Origin of the sequence: Amycolatopsis coloradensis (assembly GCF_037997115.1) — a bacterium.
GTDB classification, from domain to species: Bacteria; Actinomycetota; Actinomycetes; order Mycobacteriales; family Pseudonocardiaceae; genus Amycolatopsis; species Amycolatopsis coloradensis_A.
Window position 1 is genome coordinate 3,690,042 of record NZ_CP150484.1, and the last position, 18,623, is coordinate 3,708,664.

Genomic DNA, 18,623 nt, shown 5'->3' on the forward strand with positions numbered 1-18,623 from the left:
ATGGCGGTGCTCAGGCGAAGGGCTGGGGCCAGGGGTTCAGGTCTTCGAGCCGTCGGACCGGATACCCGCACGCCGCGGGTGCGGCATAGAGGCGTGGGCTGGCGAGGAACTGGGCCCGGTGGGTGAAGGAGAGTGGCTGCAGACCGGGCACGATGGCCTTGACGGCGGTGAATCCCGCTTCCCGTGATTCGTCGCAACCGATGTCGACGGCGAAGACGTCCAGGCGGGAATCCCGCATCCGGGTGAGCAGCTCGGTCAGGTACCGCTTCGGGGTGCTGTCCGTGATCGCGGAGCGGATTCCGGACAGCGGGACAGTGTCGCCCGCCCGGTCCGGGCCGACGAGGAAGTCGAAGGCCTCGGCGTGCTCGGGCAGACCCATGTACAGCGCGCCGCCGAAAGTGTTGCGGATCGTGCCGGGGTCGGTCGGCGCCGCACCCTGGTGGTCGAGCGCGAGGCGGCAGCTGATGGCCTCCCGGACCGCGTTGGCCGCGGCCTTGCCCGGGTCGGGGTTGATCCCGCAGCCCAACACATGGCGCAGCCGTGTCGAGTGGTGCTCCTGGTAGACCGCGTAGACGGTCGGAACGCCGAGGTCGAGGGTCGCGTCGAACAGCCGCATCGAGACGCCGGGGTCGGCGTCGAACCGTGCCAGCAGCCGCTTCAGCTCCGGAGAGGCTTCGTCGACCTCGATCTCGGGCAGCGGGAGCCGCTGCCGCCAGACGATGGAGATGGCGTCGCGTTCGATCACCTCGAGCAACCCGTTGAGCAGCGCTTGCCACGGGTCGGTGTGGATGGCGCAGCCGGTGCTGTTGGGCGCGGCGAGCTGCTGATCACCGGGTTCGTCGAAATAGAGCCAGACCAGCTCGGCGGGAATCCAGGTGAGCCGGGCGTCGGCCAGCCGCACCCCACGCACCCAGGCGCGGGACCGATCTTTGCGCGCCGGCCTGACCTTATGCCGGGCGTCGGCCAGTTCCCGGTCCGAAAGCCGGGGCAAGGTGTCCAGATCGAGTGCTTCGGCCCCCAGCTCGTCGGCGGTCGCGGTGATCACCTGATCCCGGCTGTACACGGCCGAGCAGTACCGCTCCAGTGCCTCGGCGGCGGCCACCCATTCGGCGAGGGTGGCGTCAAAACCACCGCCCGCGCCGTCGAGACCGGTCGCCGGCCTGCCGGTCCGCTCCGCGAAGGCGGCGACCTCCGGCAGGACCCAGCGCAGGTCGCCGGTGGCCGAGCTGGCGATCGGCAGGCCGGGGATCCCTTCCGGTACCGGCAATCTCAACGGCGGCGAGATCGGGCCGAACAGGCCCGTGAGCGGAGTCAATCGTTCGCGCAGCGCGGCGGCCGCGAGAGCCGGGGCCGTGGTATCGGCCGGTGCGAGGTTCAGCATGTCGACCAACTCTTTCCGTCACACCTGTGAGGAGTCTGTATTCGATTACCGCGGTGTGGAACCAGCCGATCGTCTGCTTCTGACCGGCTTTGCTAGCGGCCCATCGAGCGAGTAAGCGCTTTCTTGAAATGCGAAAGAGATTCGGATCTGATCACTCAGTGTCACTACGTTGTGGTCATTGAACATCTCGCTGCACCGTTGGAGGGAGGAAGAATCACCTGAAAGACAGAAATTTCGGTAACTTCTGCAGGTGCTGTTTCGGCTTTGCGCGAAGTCGTGCAGGAAGGTGCATTCGCGTACTCGAACGGCAGGAAGCTGCATGGATCCGGGTCATGTGTCCATCTGGAGGTTGAATCGCTCAGGGGGCCCGGGGGAGCGGAGAGTCGATAACGCCGCCTGCCTTTCGCCGCGCCCTGGCTCGTCCGGCGCGGCCAGTTCGAGCGCCGAGCGCTCCGATTCCGGCAGCCGGTCCGACGAGCCGCACGCGTGCGCTCGTGAAGGCCTCCTTGTCTACTCTGGAGGTCAGATCCCGGCAAGGTCGCATAGCCGCTGGTCAGGTGAGCCGAGAGCGGCGATTCGGGCCCCTGGCAGCGGGAGTGGGTTCATCAACGATGCCCCTACGCTTCCCTGCTGTCCATAAGGACACCATGCGAGACAAGGTGGCCGATTTGGGTACTTTGCGCGGTTTCGCCAAGGGGGTCGTGAGTGGCAAGTCGTGTTCTAACGCTACTTACCACTCACGACCCAGCTCGCAACCTGACCCTCAAGGTAGTGAAGGGGCCCTTCACGACGCCGCCGACGTGGTTCTTGGTGTGTCTCATGGTCAAGGCGTGTCGCGAAAGCCACTTTCGCGACGTGTGATGTCCTGAAAGTGGCTTTCGCGACACGCCTGCGGCACACGAAGGCCCCTGTCCTCGGACCAGCCAAGGAAAGGGGCCTTCGCGTGTGCCGCTGCCCGAGCGTGGGTCAGAGCGAATTCGTGCGCACGCCCCAGGTGCTTCGGAAGGTCTGGCCTGGGTTGAGGACGATCAGGTTCTCGCCGCTGTTGAAGGAGTTCCCGGGGCTGGTGACCGGTTCGATGGCGATGGCCTGGCGGGCGGGCCTGCCTTCGGCGTAGTCGTCGGAATAGACCAGGAGGTACTTGTTCTTGTCGTCGGCCCAGAGCTGGATCTTGTGTCCGTCGGGTGTTTCGAGTTCGGCCAGTGTGCTTTCGGCCGAGGTGCGGATGAGGTCGGTGTAGGCGAGGTCGAGCTTCGCGGGGCCGATGAGGGTGGGGGTGCGGAAGTCGTTCGCGGTTCCGGCGACGGCCGACCGGCCGGTCGGGATGCCGTTGTCGTCGTTGATCAGGTAGGTCGACGCGGCCACGGTCAGTTTCGCGTCTTCGATCTTCGGGGCGGTTTTGAAGTACGGGTGGTACCCGCTGCCGAACGGGGCGGGCCTGTCACCGGCGTTGGTGGCGGTGAGCGTGACCCGGAGCCCGGCTTTTTCGAGCAGATACTCGGTCTGGAATTTGAGGAGGAAGGGGTAGCCGTATTGCGGGTACAGCACGGAACCGAGCCTCAGGAGGTTGCCGCTCTGCTTGACGAGCGTCCACGGCAGGAAGGCCGCGAGCCCGTGGATGGCGCAGCCGCTCCAGTGTTCGGTGATCGGGGTTTCGTAGTCGATCCCGTCGAATCTGTACTTGCCGCCGGCGATCCGGTCCGACCAGGGCAGCAGGATCTTGCCCATGTGGCTGTCGCCCATGCCGGTGTCCGGGTGGCCCGCCAGGACGGCGCGACCGCCCACGGTCCACGACCGCAACTCGGCGCCCACCTCGGCGACCACCAGGCTCTGCTTCCCGGACGTGATGCGGTACTGGCGACCGGTGGGCAGGATCGTTCCGGTCTCCGCCGCGGCGACGGCAGGTGCCCCGCCGATCGCCAGCGCGGCGGTGGTTCCGGCCGCGGCGGTGAGCGCCGCGCGACGGGAGAAGGTACCCATGGTTCTGTCACTCCGATTTCTTGGGTCAGCCGCGAAGCACTGATTGCGGGAAGTCGAATACCTTGCCCGGGTCGTAGGCCGAGACGATCCGGCGCAACCGCGTTTTGTTGGCTCCCCAGTACGAGGTGGCCCAGTCGGTCTGCATCGGGTTGATGTAGTTGACGTAGGAACCGGTGCCGATGACTCGGGTCAGAGCCTGTTGCGCCTGCGTGAGGACCTCGCCCTGGTCGGTCTCGCTCCAGCCGTAGATCTGCATCGACGCGTTGGCGCCGCGATGCGGGTACGCGGTGTCACGGGCGCCGACGCTGTCGACCTCGCCGCCGACCCCGTCGAACAGGAGCACCATGTCGCTGTGGCCGCTCAGTATCTCGACGACGCGGTCGGCATCGGCGGCTTTCAGGGTGTGCGGCACCATCCGTGACGCGGCGTGGAAGCTCTCCCGCTCGACCGTCCCACCGGGCTTGGTGTTGAGGTGGCAGGTCTTGGCTTCGTCGCAGCCGGCGTAGTGCAGCATGGCGTCGAGGTAGGACTTCCTGGTGGTGGTGCGTTCGGTGGGCGCGACGCCCACCTCCGCGATAAGCGAGGCCAGCTGGGTGTCCAACGCGGCGTCGGTGCCGATCCAGGCGCCTTCGATCGATGCGGTCGGCTGCTTGCGGGCTTCGACCGAACAAGTCGAAGTGAGTCCCTTGGGCGCGGCGGCTTGCCAGGCCGACCATGAGGCAAGGACCTTCGCGGTGTGTTCGGCAGGGAACTCGAGATTGAAGATCACTGGGGACGGTGCGGGAACCGTGCTGAAGGTGAACTCGGTGACGATGCCCGCGTGGCCACCACCGCCGCCGCGCAAGGCCCAGAACAGATCCGCGTCCCGGTGGGAGTCCACTTTGTGCACCGAACCGTCGGCGAGCACGACCGTCGCGGCCTTCAGCCTGTCGCAGGTCAGGCCGTAGGCGCGGGTGAGCGGGCCGATACCGCCGCCGAGGGTGAGGCCGGCGATGCCGACCGAGGCACAGGTTCCGCCCGGCAGCGCCCGGCCGCGCGCGGCCAGCGCGGTGTACACCTCCATGAGACGCGCGCCCGAGCCCACCACCGCGGTGCCGTCGTCGCGGACCGAGATCTTGTCGAGCGCGGTGACGTCGACGACCACACCGGAATCGGGCGTCGAGAATCCGGCGTAGTTGTGCCCGCCCGAGCGGGCCGCGAGTGGTGCCCCGCGGCCACCGGCCCGCCGTACACACTCGATGACGTCGTCGCGGTCGTCGACCAGTGCGATCGCGGCCGGTCTGCGTGCGGACAGCGCCAGGTTCCATGGTCGCGCCGCGAGTTCGTACCCGGTATCGCCGGGCCGCAGCAACCGCCCCGACATCGCCTTGCCGAGCCCGTCGAGGTCGATGCCGCCCGCACGCTCGCGGCCACCGGTCGCGAACGCGCTGCCGCCCGCACCGGTGAGCAACGCGGTACCTGTCAAAGCGGCGGTCGTGGTCAGAAACCTGCGCCTGCTGAATCCCGCTTCCGTCACGGTTCTCCCTCCGGTGCTGCGGCAGTCTGGCTGGATCAGTATTTATCCGGAAAAGGCGCTTTTCCACGCAAGAATTGACTCTTGCCGGTGATTCTGCGCAGGAGCCGGGACAGTCACACCGTCCACTCAGGAATTTCCGATACCTGTACCACCGCGGCGGAAAGAACCAGACCCGGTGCCTGGCCGAGAAGAAGCATATGGTCGCCCGGATTCAGCTCGCCCGCCGTGAGGAGGTGTTCGAGGGCAAGGAACTGGTCGGCGGCACCGCAATGGCCGATGCGCCGTCCGAACTCCCAGGTCGATTTCGTCATGTCCAAACCGAGCGGGGCCATCACCCGCTGCTCGACGACTTCCCGGGAATGCGTTTCGAAAGCGACTTTGGCCACGTCCTTGATCCCGATGCCCGCTTCCGACACCGCGGTCTCGACGAGCTCGAGCATGACCGCCGGAATCCGCCTGAGAACGCCGACCCCGCCGGGAGGGTTGGTGCGGTAGTGCTCGTAGCGCGCGGGGAAGTCCTGGGGACGGCGGGTGGTCACGGTCGGTGGGAAAAGCGGTTCCCCGCTGCGATGCAGTTCCTCGCCCTCGGGTAGACATATCGAGGTGACCGACAGCAGCCGGGCGAAGCCGGGGTTCTTCGTCAGCACCACGGCCACGGCGGCGTCACCGCCGATCATGCCCGAGGAGACCCGCCACCGGTCGATCATCGGGGTGCCGTAGTTGTCGGCCGTCACCAGAAGCGCGCTTTCCCGGTCCGGCACCGCGCGCAGGTAGCAGGTCGCGAGCTCCAGCGCGTCGAACATGCCGTTGCACCCTTGCCGGACCGACATCGCGGGCACGCGTCCGCCGACGAGGTGGCGTTGCAGGTATGCCTGCGGCGGCCAGCCGTCGGGTCCCTGATGCCAGGTGTTGGTGTAGAGCAACAGGGAGAGCTCGGTCGGCTCGACGAGGGCGCGTTTGACCGCCGACTGGGCGGCCTCCAGCGCCATGTCCGGCGCGGGGCGTTCACCCGCGACGGCCACCCCGAGGAATTCGTGCGCCTCGGCTTCCAGCGCCGGGTACAACCCTTCCGCGACGGCGCGTTCCACCGGGAACACCGGAGGGACGACCGAGCCGATCCCGCTCAGGTGGACGTCCCTCACGCGCATGGCGTTTCTCCCCTAGGGACGGCGGAAGTTGCCAGCAGCTCCGCGATGTGGTCCGCGATCGCGGACACCGTCGGCGTCTGCCACAGCAGGGTGGACGGGAGTTTGCAGCCGAACCGCTTCTCCAGGCGCCGCCGCACCATGACGGTCAGGATCGAGTCCATGCCCTGATCCGCGAGAGAGCCTGTGGGCGCGAGATCCTCGGGGGCGAGTTTCATCTCTTTCGCGATCAGCGAACGGATTTCGTCGGGAAGGGTGGCGGGCGCCTCCTGAGGATCGTCAGGTTCGCCGACGGCGGCCGTGAGTTCCGGCCGGTCGTCCCGGAACACCGGGTAGACCCCGGGCCCGCGACGGTCCGCCAGGTCCCAAGCCGCGACGACCACGGACGCGGCGAAGTCGTGCCCGGACACGACATCGAGACACACCGCGTGTTCCCCGGCCTCCGCGCGCTGGAGCACCACCGCGTCCAGCAAGGCGCAGGCCGCTCCGTCCAGCTCCGATCCGGGCTGGTTCAGCAGCTGATCGCCGGAGGAGAAGACGGTGAAGAAATCCAAGGTGCCCGGCGGGAAGAGGTCGTGAAGTGCCTGCGTGCCGCCGATACGCGACCTCCCGCCCGGAACACCGGGTTCGGTGATGCTGAGCACGCCCCGGACGGGAGGGAGCCCGGAGCTGTCCGGATCGGTCAGCCCGGCGGTGACGACGCGCACCGTGACACCCCGCGCTTCCAACGCCAGCAGAGCCTCGGCGTCCGAGGTGGACTCCCACCGGGATCGCGGATGGAACTCCTCCGGCGTAAGGAAAAGAAGGCGTTTCGCGCCCAGGTCCACCAGACGATCCGCGGCCGCGAAGCCGAGTTCGCCGAGACCACCGCTGATCAGATAAGTGCCTTCCGGACGGCACGGCGTCCCCGGACGGTCCGGCTGAGCCGCCACCCGGGACGCCCGGGCCACGAACGGACGGCCATCCCGCACCGCGATCACGGCCTCGCCCGGCGCCGCTCCGATCAGGCCGAGCACGGTCTTCGCGGTTCCCTCCGCGTCGGGATCGTCCACATCGACGACCGCGCCCCACGATTCCGGCCGGGTTCCCACAAGGGTGCGGCCGAAACCGGTGACGGCCGCGGCGGCCGGACGTTGAGGCGGCTCGACGCCCGTTCCCGTCCGCACCGCGCCCGTCGTGAGGCACCACAGTCTGCCGATCCGACCCGAGGTGATCGTGGCGAACGACCGGAGGAAGTCCTCGGCCTCGTCCGAGGTGGCTGTCGGCAGGACCAGGCAGACGTCGACGCCGGAGAGGTCGCCCCCCTCCGCGAGGTCGTCGAGCAGCCGGCATTCGCGTCCCGCCGCGCGGGCATGCGCGACCAGCCGCCCGGCCAGTTCGTCGTGCGTGCCGACGATCACCAGGGCTCGGTCCGGGGCCACCACCGGTTCGTACGGTCGCCAGACGATCTCGTGCACCAGTGCGCGGGGATCGGCGGAGACGGCGTCCTCGGCGCCGATGGTCGCGTACCGCAGGCCGCTCAACCGGGCGATCACCAGACCCTCGGGCGTCGTGACCGTGACGTCCACCGCGTCCGGAGCGTCCGCGCGCACCGCGATGTCGATCACCGCCGATTCGGGCGGCTCGCCCTGGACCGTGACCTCGTCCACCCCGACGGCCATCCGCAGCATGGGATCCCCCGGATAGGCGACCGGTGCGAGCGTCATGACCGCGTCCAGCAACGGTGCCCAGGTGGTGGACTGTCCTAACGAGACAGTTCCCCGCAGTGCGCCGCTGCCGCGCAGGAGCTCCCGCACCGTCCAGTCGAAACCCGTGGACGGCACTCCCACGGCGCTGAGCCGGTCGTGAACGAGGGTGGGAGACACCGGCTCGAGGGAAACGTCCGGTGTGTGCGGGCCGGAAAGTTCGCCCGGGCCGGCGACGGTCGCGTAGGTGTGGACGTCCCATCCCTGTCCGGAGCCGGTGCCCGCGGCGCGGGAGGCGATCCGGAGGGTGTCGCCGTCCAGGACGACCTGGATGTTCCTGAGCTCGGCGGTCATCAGCGGGCTGCGCATGACGATCTTCCGCAGCGTCGGCGGTGGGGACCCCGGTGCGGCGGCCGCGAAGAATGTCGTGAGGAACACCGCGGCGGGAACGATCTCTACGCCGTTGATGCTGTGGCTCCCCGGATAGGGTCGGTTCCCATCGTCGAGATCGCTCTGCCACATCCGGACGGCGCTGCCCGCGACCGGTGTCTCCGCGCCGAGCAGGGTGTGGTCGTCCGGGTCGTGCGTATGGGCGGAACCCTCGCCACCGAGCCGAGGCCGCCACCAGAGCGACCGGTGCCGCCACGGGTTCGCGGGGGCCGCCACCAGCTCACCCTCCGGATACAGCCGGGACCAGTCGACGTCGAGGCCGTGGCAGTACAGCGAGCCGAGCGCGGTCAGGAGGCTGCGTTCCTCGGATTGGCCGCGGCGCAGGGTTCCGCCGACGAAGACCTCTTCGATCCCATGGTGGGAAAGGGTTTCGCTGATCGAGTGCGTCACCACCGGATGCGGCGAGATCTCCAGGAAGGCCCGATGGCCGTCCTCGGCCGCCGCGGCGACGGCACTGGCGAGCCGCACCGGCTCGCGCAGGTTGACGGACCAGTAGGTCCCGTCGAACGTGGGGTGCGCGCGCGGATCGGCTAAAGCGGTGCTGTAAAGCGGAATCTCCGCCGACGCCGGACGCAGCTCGGCGACGGCTCCGGCCAGTTCCGTCGCGAGCGGGTCCATCCTGGGGCTGTGGAACGCCACGTCCGAGGCGACCCGCCGGACGACCAGCCCCGCCTCCTGGAACTCCTGGATCGCGGCCTCGACCGCACCGGGCTCACCGGAGACCACAGTGGACACCGGCGAGGACTGGATGCCCGCGACGATCCCGGGACGACCGGCGAGCCGTCGCTCCACCTCGGCGAACGGGAGGCCGACCATGGCCATCGCGCCCTTGCCCGCCTCCTGGCGCAGCACGCTCGAACGACGGCAGCTCAGCTTGGCGCCTGCATCGAGGTCGAGTGCGCCCGCGCAGACGGCGGCGGCGATCTCGCCGACCGAATGCCCGATCACCGCGGCCGGAACGAGCCCGCGATCACGCCACACCGCGGCCAAGCCGACCTGCATGGCGAAGATCATCGACTGGATGCGGCAAACGTCGTCGAGGGTGCCGTCCTCCAGAACCTGCCGCGGGGTGAACCCGAGCTCGTCCGCGAACACCGGCGCCAGCTCGTCGAGCACGGCGGCGAAGGCCGGAGAGGTCGCCAGCAGTTCGCGGCCCATACCGGCCCACTGCGAACCGTGCCCGGAGAACACCCACACCAGGCCGGTCTCGCGGTCAGGCAGGGGGCTACCGGTGACGACGGCGTCCACCGGTTCGTCCTGGACCAGATCGTACAGCCGTCCGATCAGCTCGCTACGGTTCGAAGCGGTGACGGTCGCGCGGTGCCCGAGATGAGACCGCCGCAGCGCCAGCGTGTGCGCGAGCGAGTCGAGCGAGACCTCGTCGCCCTGTTTCGACAGCCAGTCCGCGAGGTCGCCCGCCCGGCGGCCGAGCGCCTCCTCCGACGCGGCGGACAGCGCGAACAACCGTTCGCGCGGGCCGTCGGCCTGGTGGTCCGCCGGTGTGCCCGGCGCTTCCTCCAGCACGATGTGCGCGACCGTGCCGCCGTAACCGAACCCCGAAACACCCGCTCGCCGCGGCTCGTCCGCCGACGGCCACGGCACGCGTTCGGTCACGAGCCGCAGACCGTTGTCGTGCCACGGGACAGCCGGGTTCGGACCGGACGCCATCGGCGTGGCGGGGATCTCCGCCTTGCCGAGCGCGAGCACGGTCTTGATCACGCCCGCGACGCCGGCGGCGCCTTCCAGATGGCCGATGTTGGCCTTCACCGAACCGATGAAGCAGCCGTCGTCCGCGCGGTCCACGCCGTACACCGCGCTGATCGCCTCGGCCTCCAGGGGATCGCCCAGCAGGGTGCCCGTTCCGTGCGCCTCGACGAACCCGACCGTCCGCGGGTCGACACCGGCGTCCCCGCAGGCCCGCACCATGACGTGTTCCTGAGCGACCGGATTGGGCGCCATGATCCCGCTGGTGTAGCCGTCCTGGCTCACCGCGCTGCCGCGGACGAGTGCCAGCACCTGGTCTCCGTCGCGCCGGGCGTCGGAGAGACGCTTGAGGACTAGGACACCGCAGCCTTCTCCGCGTCCATACCCGTCGGCGGTGGCGTCGAACGCCTTCGACCGGCCGTCGGCCGCGAGCGCGCCCGCGAGGTTGAGAGTCACCGTTTCGCCCGGTGAGACCAGGAGGTTCACCCCCGCCACGAGCGCCAGGCCGCTTTCGGCCGAACGCAGACTCTGGCAGGCCAGGTGCAACGCGACCAAGGACGCCGAGCAAGCCGTGTCGACGACGAGGCTCGGCCCCCGGAGGTCCAGCACGTGCGACAGCCGGTTCGCCACCGCGCACCGGGCCGCTCCGATGCCGCTCCACGCGTCCATGTGCACGATGTCTTCGAGCAGAAGCCGCCGATAATCGTCGGTGCACGAACCGACGAACACGCCGGTCTCACTGCCGGCGAGGGAATACGGCGGGATCCCCGCGTGCTCCAGTGCCTGCCAGGCCACTTCGAGCAGGATCCGCTGCTGCGGATCCATGAGCTCCGCCTCGCGCGGGGTGATCCCGAAGAAATCGGCATCGAACCCGTCGATCCGGGACAGGAAGTTCCCCCTTCCGACGGTGTCGCGCAGCACCGAGGCGTGCCGATGACCCAATTCCGCGTAGGACCGCCACCGATCGGCGGGGACGTCGGAACTGGTCTCGACCCCCGCCAGCAGCAAATCCCAAAAAGCGTCCGGGCTTTCGGCTTCCCCCGGGAATCGGCAGCCGATCCCGATCACGGCGACCGGTTCGGTTCCTGGTGCGTCGACGCTCACTACACGGTCCCTTCGGGCAGCATTGTAGGACGGCATTTTCTGGTAATTGATGAAATTTATGCAGAGTTTGTGCGGGCGTGGCGGGACTGTATAGGTTTGGGACGTCAGATGTCCCAAAGATCACTCAGTCACTGACCTGCGCCGAAATCAGGGCGGCGCATGTCAGTTTGCCTTGCCTATCTTCGTGTCGGCTCAAACGGACTGCATCTCGAGTCGTCGGGCCAGCCCGATCGCCGCCTCCGCGGGGCTGGGGCGACCGGCGTTCTCCTCGGCGAGCGCGGTGGCCGCCTCCCGCCAGTGCGGTTCGGTCAGCAGCGCGTGTACCTGATCGGCCACCGTCTCGAGATCCCCGGCGACGCCGGCGCCGGTCAGCGCGAGCTGAGCGGCGTTGAACCGCTGATCGACGACCGCGGGCAGGATCACCTGCGGCACTCCGGCGGCGAGCGCGGTCATCGTCGAGCCTGCCCCGCCCTGATGGACGATGGCCTGACAGCTCGCCAGCACCACGTGCAGGGCGATCTGGCTGTCGGCCAACCGGACATGGTCAGGCGGGGTCCCGAATCGCGGGCGGGTCTTGGGGTCGATGGCGACCACGACCTCGAAACCGGACGCGGCCAGCGCCTCCGCGACACGCGGTGCGCGGAAGAGTTCGCCGCCGTCCACTTCGGACATCAGGGTCCCCCAGGTGACACACACCCGTGGCCGCGGCAATCGCGGCCACAGCCACCCCGGATGATCCGCGGGGCCGTTGTAGGGAACGAAACGGATCGGCTGACGAGGGACGTCGCCCGGTGCGGGAACCTGCATCGCCCACGGGCAGGGGTCGACGATCAGGTCCGGGGTGTCGGGAAGCCGATCGATCCCGAACCGGCGTACCAGATCTCCGGTGACGACCTCCTCGGCGACCGGCATGATCGCCGAGAAGTCGGGGCCCCACAGGTGTTTGACGGCCGGGATGCCCAGAACCCGCGCCGCGATCGGGGCGGCCAGGTTCAGCGGATCGTGCACCAGCAACTGCGGACGCCAGTCGCGGGCGAACGTGACGAGGTCGTCGACCATCATGTCCGCGCAGCCCGCGATCGCGCCATCGACCGTGACGGACTCGCCCGCTGATTCGGCTTTTCTGTTGATTCCGACGGTGAAGAGATCGACGAAATCCGGGTCGTCGCCGACCTCGACCGCTGTGAGGCCGGAGCCGGTGATGGCGGACGCCAGCGACGGATGGCCGGCGACGCGGACCTCGTGTCCGGCCGCGCGGAGACCCCACGCGAACGGAACCATCGGAAAATAGTGAGATCGCCATCCCCAAGTGCTGATCAAAACGCGCATGAAACGACCATATCAGCGAATTGATACCTCAATCGTGCAGCATCATGCACTACGTGGATGGTGCCCGTGCAAACAATTCTTTCCCATCACCGCTGCGCGAGGGTTTACCGTTTATTCGCACCACGACGAGTTCGAGACGCAGGAGGGAGCCGGCAAGGTGGAAGAGCCGTGGGATACGGAGCGGGCGGGCACGGTGGACGTTCCCGGGGCTCGGTTGAGCTATCAGGTGCGCGGAAGCGGGCCGGTGCTGCTTCTGATTCCCGGCGGACCGGCGGGCGCGTCGATGTACGACGACATCGCGCCGCTGCTCGCGAAGTACCACACCGTGATCACCTATGACCCACGCGGTCTGTCCGAGTCCACAGTGGATGACCTTGGCCGGGACATCACGGTCGAGACCCAGGCCGACGACGCGCGCCGGCTGCTGCGCACGGTCACCCACGAGCCCGCTTTCGTGTTCGCCACCAGTGGAGGCTGCGCCACCGCACTCGAATTGACCGCGACGGATCCGGAACGGGTGCGGACCCTGATCGCGCACGAACCGTCGATCGCCGAACTGCTGCCCGGTCACGAGGAGCGCCGCGCGTACAACGCCGACATCTACGAGACCGCCGGAACCGCCGGTGTGAGCGCGGCCTTGGGCAAATTCCTGCCGTCCGCGGGTTTCGACGTGCCAGAGTCCCCGGATCCGGACGAACTCGTCGCGACCGTGGCGATGCGGGACCATCTGGAGGAGTTCTTCACCCCGGCGAACCTCAAGGTCTTCTTCGGCCCCATGTGGCGCCCACTGGCCGGCTACGTCCCGGATCTGGACGCGCTGCGCGCCACCCGGGGCCGGGTGGTGGTCGGTGTCGGCACCACGTCGGAAGGCCAATTCGCGTATCGGACCGCGCTCTTGCTCGCCGGACGCCTGGGCCTGCGGCCCGTGGTGTTTCCCGGTGATCACGGCGGGATGCTGGGAATGCCCGAGGAGTTCGCCGCGTGTTTGCTGGACGTCCTCGCCTTGCCCGGCTGAAGGGCTCAGCGAGGAGCTTCGGTGCACGGGTCCAGCCAGCCGTTCCGCTCGGCCAGCACGCCGGCCTCGAGCCGGCTGCGCGCGCCCAGCGTCTTGAGGATGTCGGCGATGTGCTTACGCGTGGTCCGGAGCCCGAGACCGAGATGGCGGGCGATGTTCTCGTCCTTCTTGCCCATCGCGAGCAAGCCGACGATTTCCCGGTGTACCCCGGCGGGCGGCGGAATCCGCGCGTGCAGAGGCACCGAAAACGACCACAGGGAGTCCAACAGCGTTTTGACCACCGTGTGGGCGGCCGGATGCCGATAGACGAAGAACCGCCGTGTGGGGGAGGACGGGGCTGTGGACGGCAGCGCCAGCGCGCCGACCGAAGAGCCCACCGCTACGGCCGTGAGGGGGATCTGAGGGCAGCTCCGGACCTGGATGGCCCGGTGTTCGGCGAACGGCGGGCGAAGGGTGTTCCCGTGCGGTATCACAAGACGCGTCTGGCGGCCGGGCGGGATCAGCGCCGGACTGAGCAAGCTGCCCACCCAACAATCGGCGAAGCCCGGACCCGGACCTCCCGAACACGCCACGACGTCCTGAGGACCTGTTCGGAGATACTCGGCGAGGAACGCGTGGGCCTCGTGTTCGGTGGCGACCGGTTCGAACAAGGCGGCCTGACCGTTCCCGCGGTGCGCGCCGACACCGTGCAGAAGGGTGAAGTTCCGCCCGAGTGCGGAAATCTGGAGCAAGTGGTCGACGAGGACATGCTGCGCCCGGCGGGCGAGTGCGTCCACGGCGATGCCCGGATCGACCGCCTCCCAGCCGTTTCCGGGGGCGGGCCGGACCAGCCCCGTTTCGGCGAGCTGGGTGACGGCCTCGCTCATGTCGTCATCTCGGCCGCGTGTCGTGTCGGCCCCGAGAATGCCGGGGTTGAGCACGATCTGGTGATAGAGCCGGATCGCTTCGGGGCTCAACCCCGATGCCCCGGCGAGGGACGCTGTCGGTTCGACTTCGGTGGTCACTTTCCGCCTCCGATCATGGCCAGCCCGATCATGGCCTCCTCGGCGGGCAGATAGCCGAGCCGGTTCATGCTCATGTGCAGGTGGTGGAAGAACAGCCGCGGACGCCGCGACGGCTCGGTCGTGTGCAGGCAGCGCGCCAGCCGGTCGCTCCAGCCGCGCAAGAGGTCGAGCTCGGCCTCGGTGGGCGGATGGCCCGAGATGGTGGCGACAACGGTGTCGAGCCGCTTCTGCAGGGCCGTCTTGGACAGCCTGAGCAGACGCAGATGCTCGCCCCAGTAGCCGCGGTGGAACGGCCAGAATTCGCGGCACTCCGCTTCGGTGAGCACCGCGGTCGCGGCCTCGAGCATCAGGTGGGCGGCGAGTCCGGCGCGGGCACCGGGCTGTGGCTTGCTCGTCGCGTCGAGGTCGAGCAGCAGTTCGCTCGAGTCCTGGAAGGCGGTTTCGGCGTCGGGCAGGTGGTCACGGCCGTACTTGTCGACTTCCGGCTCGTAGACGCCGAGCCGGACACCGGGCGGCCCCGGGGTGTCGAGCGTGCCCGCTTCGGGAATGAGCCGCCGGTGCGCGGGGGATTGCGACCCGTCGGTCGCGGCGACGAGTTCACGCAGCGGGCCGCATCGCTCGTCCAGCGTGTCCAGTGCGTCCGGGTCTGCCTGCACGCGGAGTCTGATGTGGACACCGGTCGCGTCGACGTAGCGGATGAAGTACCAGCACCTCGCGTCGATTTCTCCGGCGGTCCGCTTCGCCCAGCGGCTCGCTCCCGCCGCGACGGTGTCCATCCCGGAGGCCGCGCCCGGATACAGCCGGGCGTACCACCATTCGTATCCGTTCACGCCGTGTCCCATCGCAGTGACAGTCCACAAAGGATCGCTCGCCCGGCGCCGTCGGCCGGGACCAGCGTTCTCAGCTCTCCGAACGAAATCGGGCGGCAGCGCTCGGCGCTCAGGCCGGCTCGTGTGGCGGCGTCGACCATCGCGGCACATTGCCTCCCCGCCGCCGAAAGCAGCAGCCGGTAGCCATGCCCACCGTGGACGGCGACGGCGGTTTCGATGTCGCCCAGCAGGGAGAGGACCGCCGTTCCGGGCGCGAGGTCGTGATGTCCGGGGCCGAGGTGGCCGAACGTGCCGTCCTCGTGCGCCACGGTCACGCCGTCGCACATTCCCGGGATCGAACTGGTGGAGACCACCAGCTCGATGCTCCGGCCGCACCGGGCGACGACGTCGCGCAGCGCCGGCGGCGGTGACACGGGTACGCCGGGTGGCATGGGCAGACGTGACACCGGCGCGGTCGTCCGGTTCGCCGTCCCGAACGAGACGAGCACTTCGGCCATCTCCGGTTGGATGATCATCGAACCTCCCTGATTTCCAGTACGGCGAGTATCGGCTCGCGTTCCGGGACAGCGGCGGGCAGCCAGGCGACCTGATCGTCGGACCAGCCGTCGAGTACCGCCGCCCGGTCACCGAGTGCTTCCCGGAGCACTTCGATCGCCCAGCCCGCTTCGACGAGGAGTTCATGCAGCGCCGCGTTCCCGGACCACCGCATCGCGGGTTCGACCGTTCCGGTCAGCACGACCATCGCGGGGGCGGACGAGGTGACGGTGGACAGTAGCGCCAGTTCGGGAGCGTCCCGGACGACGCCGAACACCGCCCGGGGGACGCTGGCTTCGCCCGGGGCCAGCACATGGCAGCGCAGGGACGTGACCGGGTTTTCTGCCCACACCCGTTGCACCGGCGCGCCGACGCCCACGGCCGGGACGCGGCGGGCGAGCGGCCATTCGACCGCATGGGCCTTCGGTCCCGGCGACGGCGCGACCCGGCCGAGGGTGGCCTCGTACCGGACGGCCGCGCTCGCGGGCCGGGGAGCGATCCCGCGCAGTACGGAGCAGTCCGGGCAGCCAGGCCGGGAGGCCCTGGCCACGAGCCGGGTCCGGCCGGAGGCGAAATCGATGTGCTCCGACCAAGCGACGTCGTCGTGGCGGGCGATGGCCAGCACCGGGATCCGTGCGGCGACGAACGCCGCGGCGAGCTCCCGGTACCTGCCCGGCAGGGCGGAGGGCTCATCGGTGTCTTCGGTGACGCAGCGCGGGCAAGGGGACGCGCCGGGCCGGACGACAGGCCCGATCACAAGGTCGTCGCCCGCCGCCCGGACCGGGAGGACGGCGCTACCGGCAAGCCGCCGAGCGGCCAGTTCAGCGGCGCAGCCGCCCACCACGAGAGTCCCGCTCGACGGCCGACGCGGTCCACGGGTGGCCGCCGCCTCGCGCACTTTCGCCGCGAACGCGTCCTCGCCCACCACTTCGACGGTGATCGCCGCGAAGCCGTCTCGTAGCTCTTCCCCGCTGCGCGAATCCGCGCGATGCCCGGCCACGGAAGCGAAGAAGCCGCCCTCGGTGAAGTCCGGCGCCGACGCGGTCGCGACGGATTCCACCGCGCCGTGCCTGCCGAGCAAGGAAAGCATGAGTTCGACGTCGTGTTCCAGGACACCGATCGCTTCGGAGAGCTCGCGGACGCCACGGCTGCCGTCGAGGGCTCCGAGCAGAGCGGGCAGGCAGGTCGTGGCAGACTTGCCGGACAGCCGTACCGGTGCCACCGAACCGCCGAGCACGAGCGTGTCGCCGACCACGACGGAGCGCAGACCGCGGCGACGGCGGAGAAGACGTGGCGGCGGACTGGGGGATGCGGGGTTCATGGTGTTCCTCATGCCATGGGTTGCGGGAGGGGGTTGAGCCGGTGTTCCGGCCGCACGGGGTGGTTCATCGTGGCCGGGGCCGTGGCCAGCCTCGGTGTGCCGAGCAAGCGCACCGTGGTGCCGAAGGTGATCGGCATGGCTTGGGGCACCAGCACTTTCACCACGACCGTGCCCGTCGCGCGGGCCTCGACCGGGGTGATGTCGACCGCGAGGACCTCCGCGCCGGCGTCATGGAGCCGGGAGACCACCCACGCCAGCTGCCGGACCGGATCGTCGGTGCCGGGGCCGGGGAGATCGGCGAAGGACCGGATCGGGCGCGGTCCCTCCAGCAAGAAGTCGAAGTTCTTCCTGGCGGCCAGTGCGCCGTTGACGAGCGCGCCGCCGCAGGCACCATCGAGTATCGTGTCCGCGCCGTCCGGCGGCGCGCTGGAACGCAACGCCGTCCTCAGCATGGCCAGCTCTCGGTGGATCTTGGCGGTGGCGGCCGCCGGATCCAGCCCCGCAGTGGTGGCGACCACTTGGGCGAGCAGCCGGTCGTCGTCCGCGAGTTGCAGGCCGAAGAACGCGGGAACGCCGAAGTCCGTGGTGGCGTCGAAGATCAAGGTCTCCAGGCCGGCCTCGTGGCTCCGCTCGGCATAAGGGCGCAGGGAAGGCGGAAGATCGCGGGCCGAGGCCGCGAGCCTGGGCAGACGGAGGCGGTGCAGCCAGGTCAGCATGAGGGCGTCACGTTCGATGACCTCGAGCAGGCCGCCGAGCACCGCGCGCGGGTAGTCGACGTGGGCCGCGCTGCCGCTGGAGTTTCCGAGGGTGAAGGATTCGGCGGGACCGCCGGGGGCCAGGCGCAGCCACACCATCCGGGCGGGCACATACCGCGGTCGCTCCCTGGTGAGTGACCAGGCCCTGACCCACTGGAGCCGACCCCGGTCGTCCGGCCGGGTCAACGGGAAGCGCGGCGTGGCGAACTCGGCCGCCGAGGGCCGGGGCCACTCGCTCGGGGCCACGGCATCCGGGCCGAGTTCGTCGGCGCTCGCCGTGATCAGAAGGTCTTCTCGGACGGCGAGCGCCGCATAACGCTCGAGCGACTCCGCGGCACTCAGGAGTTCGGCCCGCTCGGGATCGAGGTCGCCGCCCGCGCCGTCGAAATTCCCGTCCGTGGCCACCGATCGGTGCCAACCACTCAGCCGGGGGAAGACCTCACCGAGCTCGCCGAGGAAGCTAACCCCGATCGGGATCCGCGGCTCTCCGAGCGTGTTCCCCGTCCTGCCGACCAGACCGTACGGCGAGACCAAGGCGCGCATGGCGGCCAGCGAATCCGCCCGCCTTGCCGGCGCGTGGGTGTGGTTTCCCGTCCGTGGGGTCATCGCCCGTCCTCCGGCTCTGTTCCGGCGTCACACCATGTCCGTCAACTGTCGTCAGTACGTCTGTGAAAAGTCTGCAGACGATCAGTAAGCGCTTTCTCAACGGATGTGAAGACTATTCGTTTTGACTCACTGTCACCGCTTTGGGCTGATTGAACATCGCGCCGCCACGTTTGGTCATGAAGAAGTACCGGCAAAACCTGGAGTTCGGGGTTTTTGCCGGTACTCTTGCGGTGTTAATAATATGAATGATTATCGCGTTTTGGC

Annotated in this window: 12 protein-coding genes; 1 reads left to right on the plus strand and 11 read right to left on the minus strand. The window is 69.0% G+C overall.

Features of this window, described 5'->3' with window-relative positions:
- Window positions 1-10 precede the first annotated feature (10 nt).
- The 6 genes from LCL61_RS17725 to LCL61_RS17750 all read right to left on the minus strand — a co-directional run bounded on the left by LCL61_RS17725 (window position 11) and on the right by LCL61_RS17750 (window position 12,246).
- Window positions 11-1,381, minus strand: coding sequence for a YcaO-like family protein (locus tag LCL61_RS17725; protein WP_340687837.1), 1,371 nt, complete (start codon window positions 1,379-1,381; stop codon window positions 11-13).
- Between the two features lie 966 nt (window positions 1,382-2,347).
- On the minus strand, window positions 2,348-3,361 hold the full coding sequence (locus LCL61_RS17730) for an aldose 1-epimerase family protein (RefSeq protein WP_340687838.1): 1,014 nt from the start codon (window positions 3,359-3,361) through the stop codon (window positions 2,348-2,350).
- A 25-nt stretch (window positions 3,362-3,386) separates the two neighbouring features.
- Entirely contained in the window at window positions 3,387-4,877 is a 1,491-nt protein-coding gene (locus LCL61_RS17735) for an FAD-binding oxidoreductase (RefSeq protein ID WP_340687839.1), read from the minus strand.
- A gap of 113 nt (window positions 4,878-4,990) precedes the next feature.
- Complete coding sequence (locus LCL61_RS17740; protein ID WP_340687840.1) at window positions 4,991-6,025, minus strand: ketoacyl-ACP synthase III family protein; 1,035 nt, start codon at window positions 6,023-6,025, stop codon at window positions 4,991-4,993.
- The gene (locus LCL61_RS17745; protein ID WP_340687841.1) at window positions 6,016-10,965 is read right to left on the minus strand and encodes a beta-ketoacyl synthase N-terminal-like domain-containing protein; all 4,950 of its coding nucleotides are present in this window, start codon (window positions 10,963-10,965) and stop codon (window positions 6,016-6,018) included. Before LCL61_RS17745 ends, LCL61_RS17740 begins: the two co-directional genes overlap by 10 nt.
- Window positions 10,966-11,157: 192 nt before the next feature.
- Window positions 11,158-12,246 (minus strand): nucleotide disphospho-sugar-binding domain-containing protein, encoded by a 1,089-nt coding sequence (locus tag LCL61_RS17750; protein WP_340687842.1) that lies wholly within the window; start codon window positions 12,244-12,246, stop codon window positions 11,158-11,160.
- A 205-nt stretch (window positions 12,247-12,451) separates the two neighbouring features.
- Between LCL61_RS17750 and LCL61_RS17755 the strand changes: the two genes are divergently transcribed.
- Window positions 12,452-13,309: an alpha/beta hydrolase gene (locus tag LCL61_RS17755; protein WP_340687843.1), complete on the plus strand. Its 858-nt coding sequence runs from the start codon at window positions 12,452-12,454 to the stop codon at window positions 13,307-13,309.
- Window positions 13,310-13,314: 5 nt separating this feature from the next.
- Here the strand turns inward: LCL61_RS17755 and LCL61_RS17760 are convergent, their stop codons facing one another.
- The 5 genes from LCL61_RS17760 to LCL61_RS17780 are packed head-to-tail and all read right to left on the minus strand — an operon-like array spanning window position 13,315 to window position 18,359.
- Window positions 13,315-14,313 (minus strand): helix-turn-helix transcriptional regulator, encoded by a 999-nt coding sequence (locus LCL61_RS17760; protein ID WP_340687844.1) that lies wholly within the window; start codon window positions 14,311-14,313, stop codon window positions 13,315-13,317.
- Window positions 14,310-15,143, minus strand: a complete 834-nt coding sequence (locus LCL61_RS17765; RefSeq protein WP_340687845.1) for a thiopeptide-type bacteriocin biosynthesis protein — start codon at window positions 15,141-15,143, stop codon at window positions 14,310-14,312. Before LCL61_RS17765 ends, LCL61_RS17760 begins: the two co-directional genes overlap by 4 nt.
- Window positions 15,140-15,658, minus strand: coding sequence for a hypothetical protein (locus tag LCL61_RS17770; protein ID WP_340687846.1), 519 nt, complete (start codon window positions 15,656-15,658; stop codon window positions 15,140-15,142). The genes LCL61_RS17765 and LCL61_RS17770 overlap by 4 nt, the downstream gene beginning before the upstream one ends.
- Entirely contained in the window at window positions 15,655-16,998 is a 1,344-nt protein-coding gene (locus tag LCL61_RS17775; protein WP_340687847.1) for a hypothetical protein, read from the minus strand. Before LCL61_RS17775 ends, LCL61_RS17770 begins: the two co-directional genes overlap by 4 nt.
- 8 nt (window positions 16,999-17,006) lie before the next feature.
- Window positions 17,007-18,359 carry a YcaO-like family protein gene (locus tag LCL61_RS17780; RefSeq protein WP_340687848.1) on the minus strand — a complete coding sequence of 451 codons (1,353 nt, stop codon included), beginning with the start codon at window positions 18,357-18,359 and terminating at the stop codon, window positions 17,007-17,009.
- Between the last annotated feature and the right edge of the window lie 264 nt (window positions 18,360-18,623).

Bases quoted from the DNA above. Each gene is read 5' to 3' on its own strand.
- LCL61_RS17725 (WP_340687837.1), bottom strand. From the start codon at position 1,381: ATGCTGAACCTCGCACCGGCCGATACCACGGCCCCGGCTCTCGCGGCC.
- LCL61_RS17730 (WP_340687838.1), bottom strand. From the start codon at position 3,361: ATGGGTACCTTCTCCCGTCGCGCGGCGCTCACCGCCGCGGCCGGAACC.
- LCL61_RS17750 (WP_340687842.1), bottom strand. From the start codon at position 12,246: ATGGTTCCGTTCGCGTGGGGTCTCCGCGCGGCCGGACACGAGGTCCGC.
- LCL61_RS17780 (WP_340687848.1), bottom strand. From the start codon at position 18,359: ATGACCCCACGGACGGGAAACCACACCCACGCGCCGGCAAGGCGGGCG.
- LCL61_RS17770 (WP_340687846.1), bottom strand. From the start codon at position 15,658: ATGATCATCCAACCGGAGATGGCCGAAGTGCTCGTCTCGTTCGGGACG.
- LCL61_RS17775 (WP_340687847.1), bottom strand. From the start codon at position 16,998: ATGAACCCCGCATCCCCCAGTCCGCCGCCACGTCTTCTCCGCCGTCGC.
- LCL61_RS17740 (WP_340687840.1), bottom strand. From the start codon at position 6,025: ATGCGCGTGAGGGACGTCCACCTGAGCGGGATCGGCTCGGTCGTCCCT.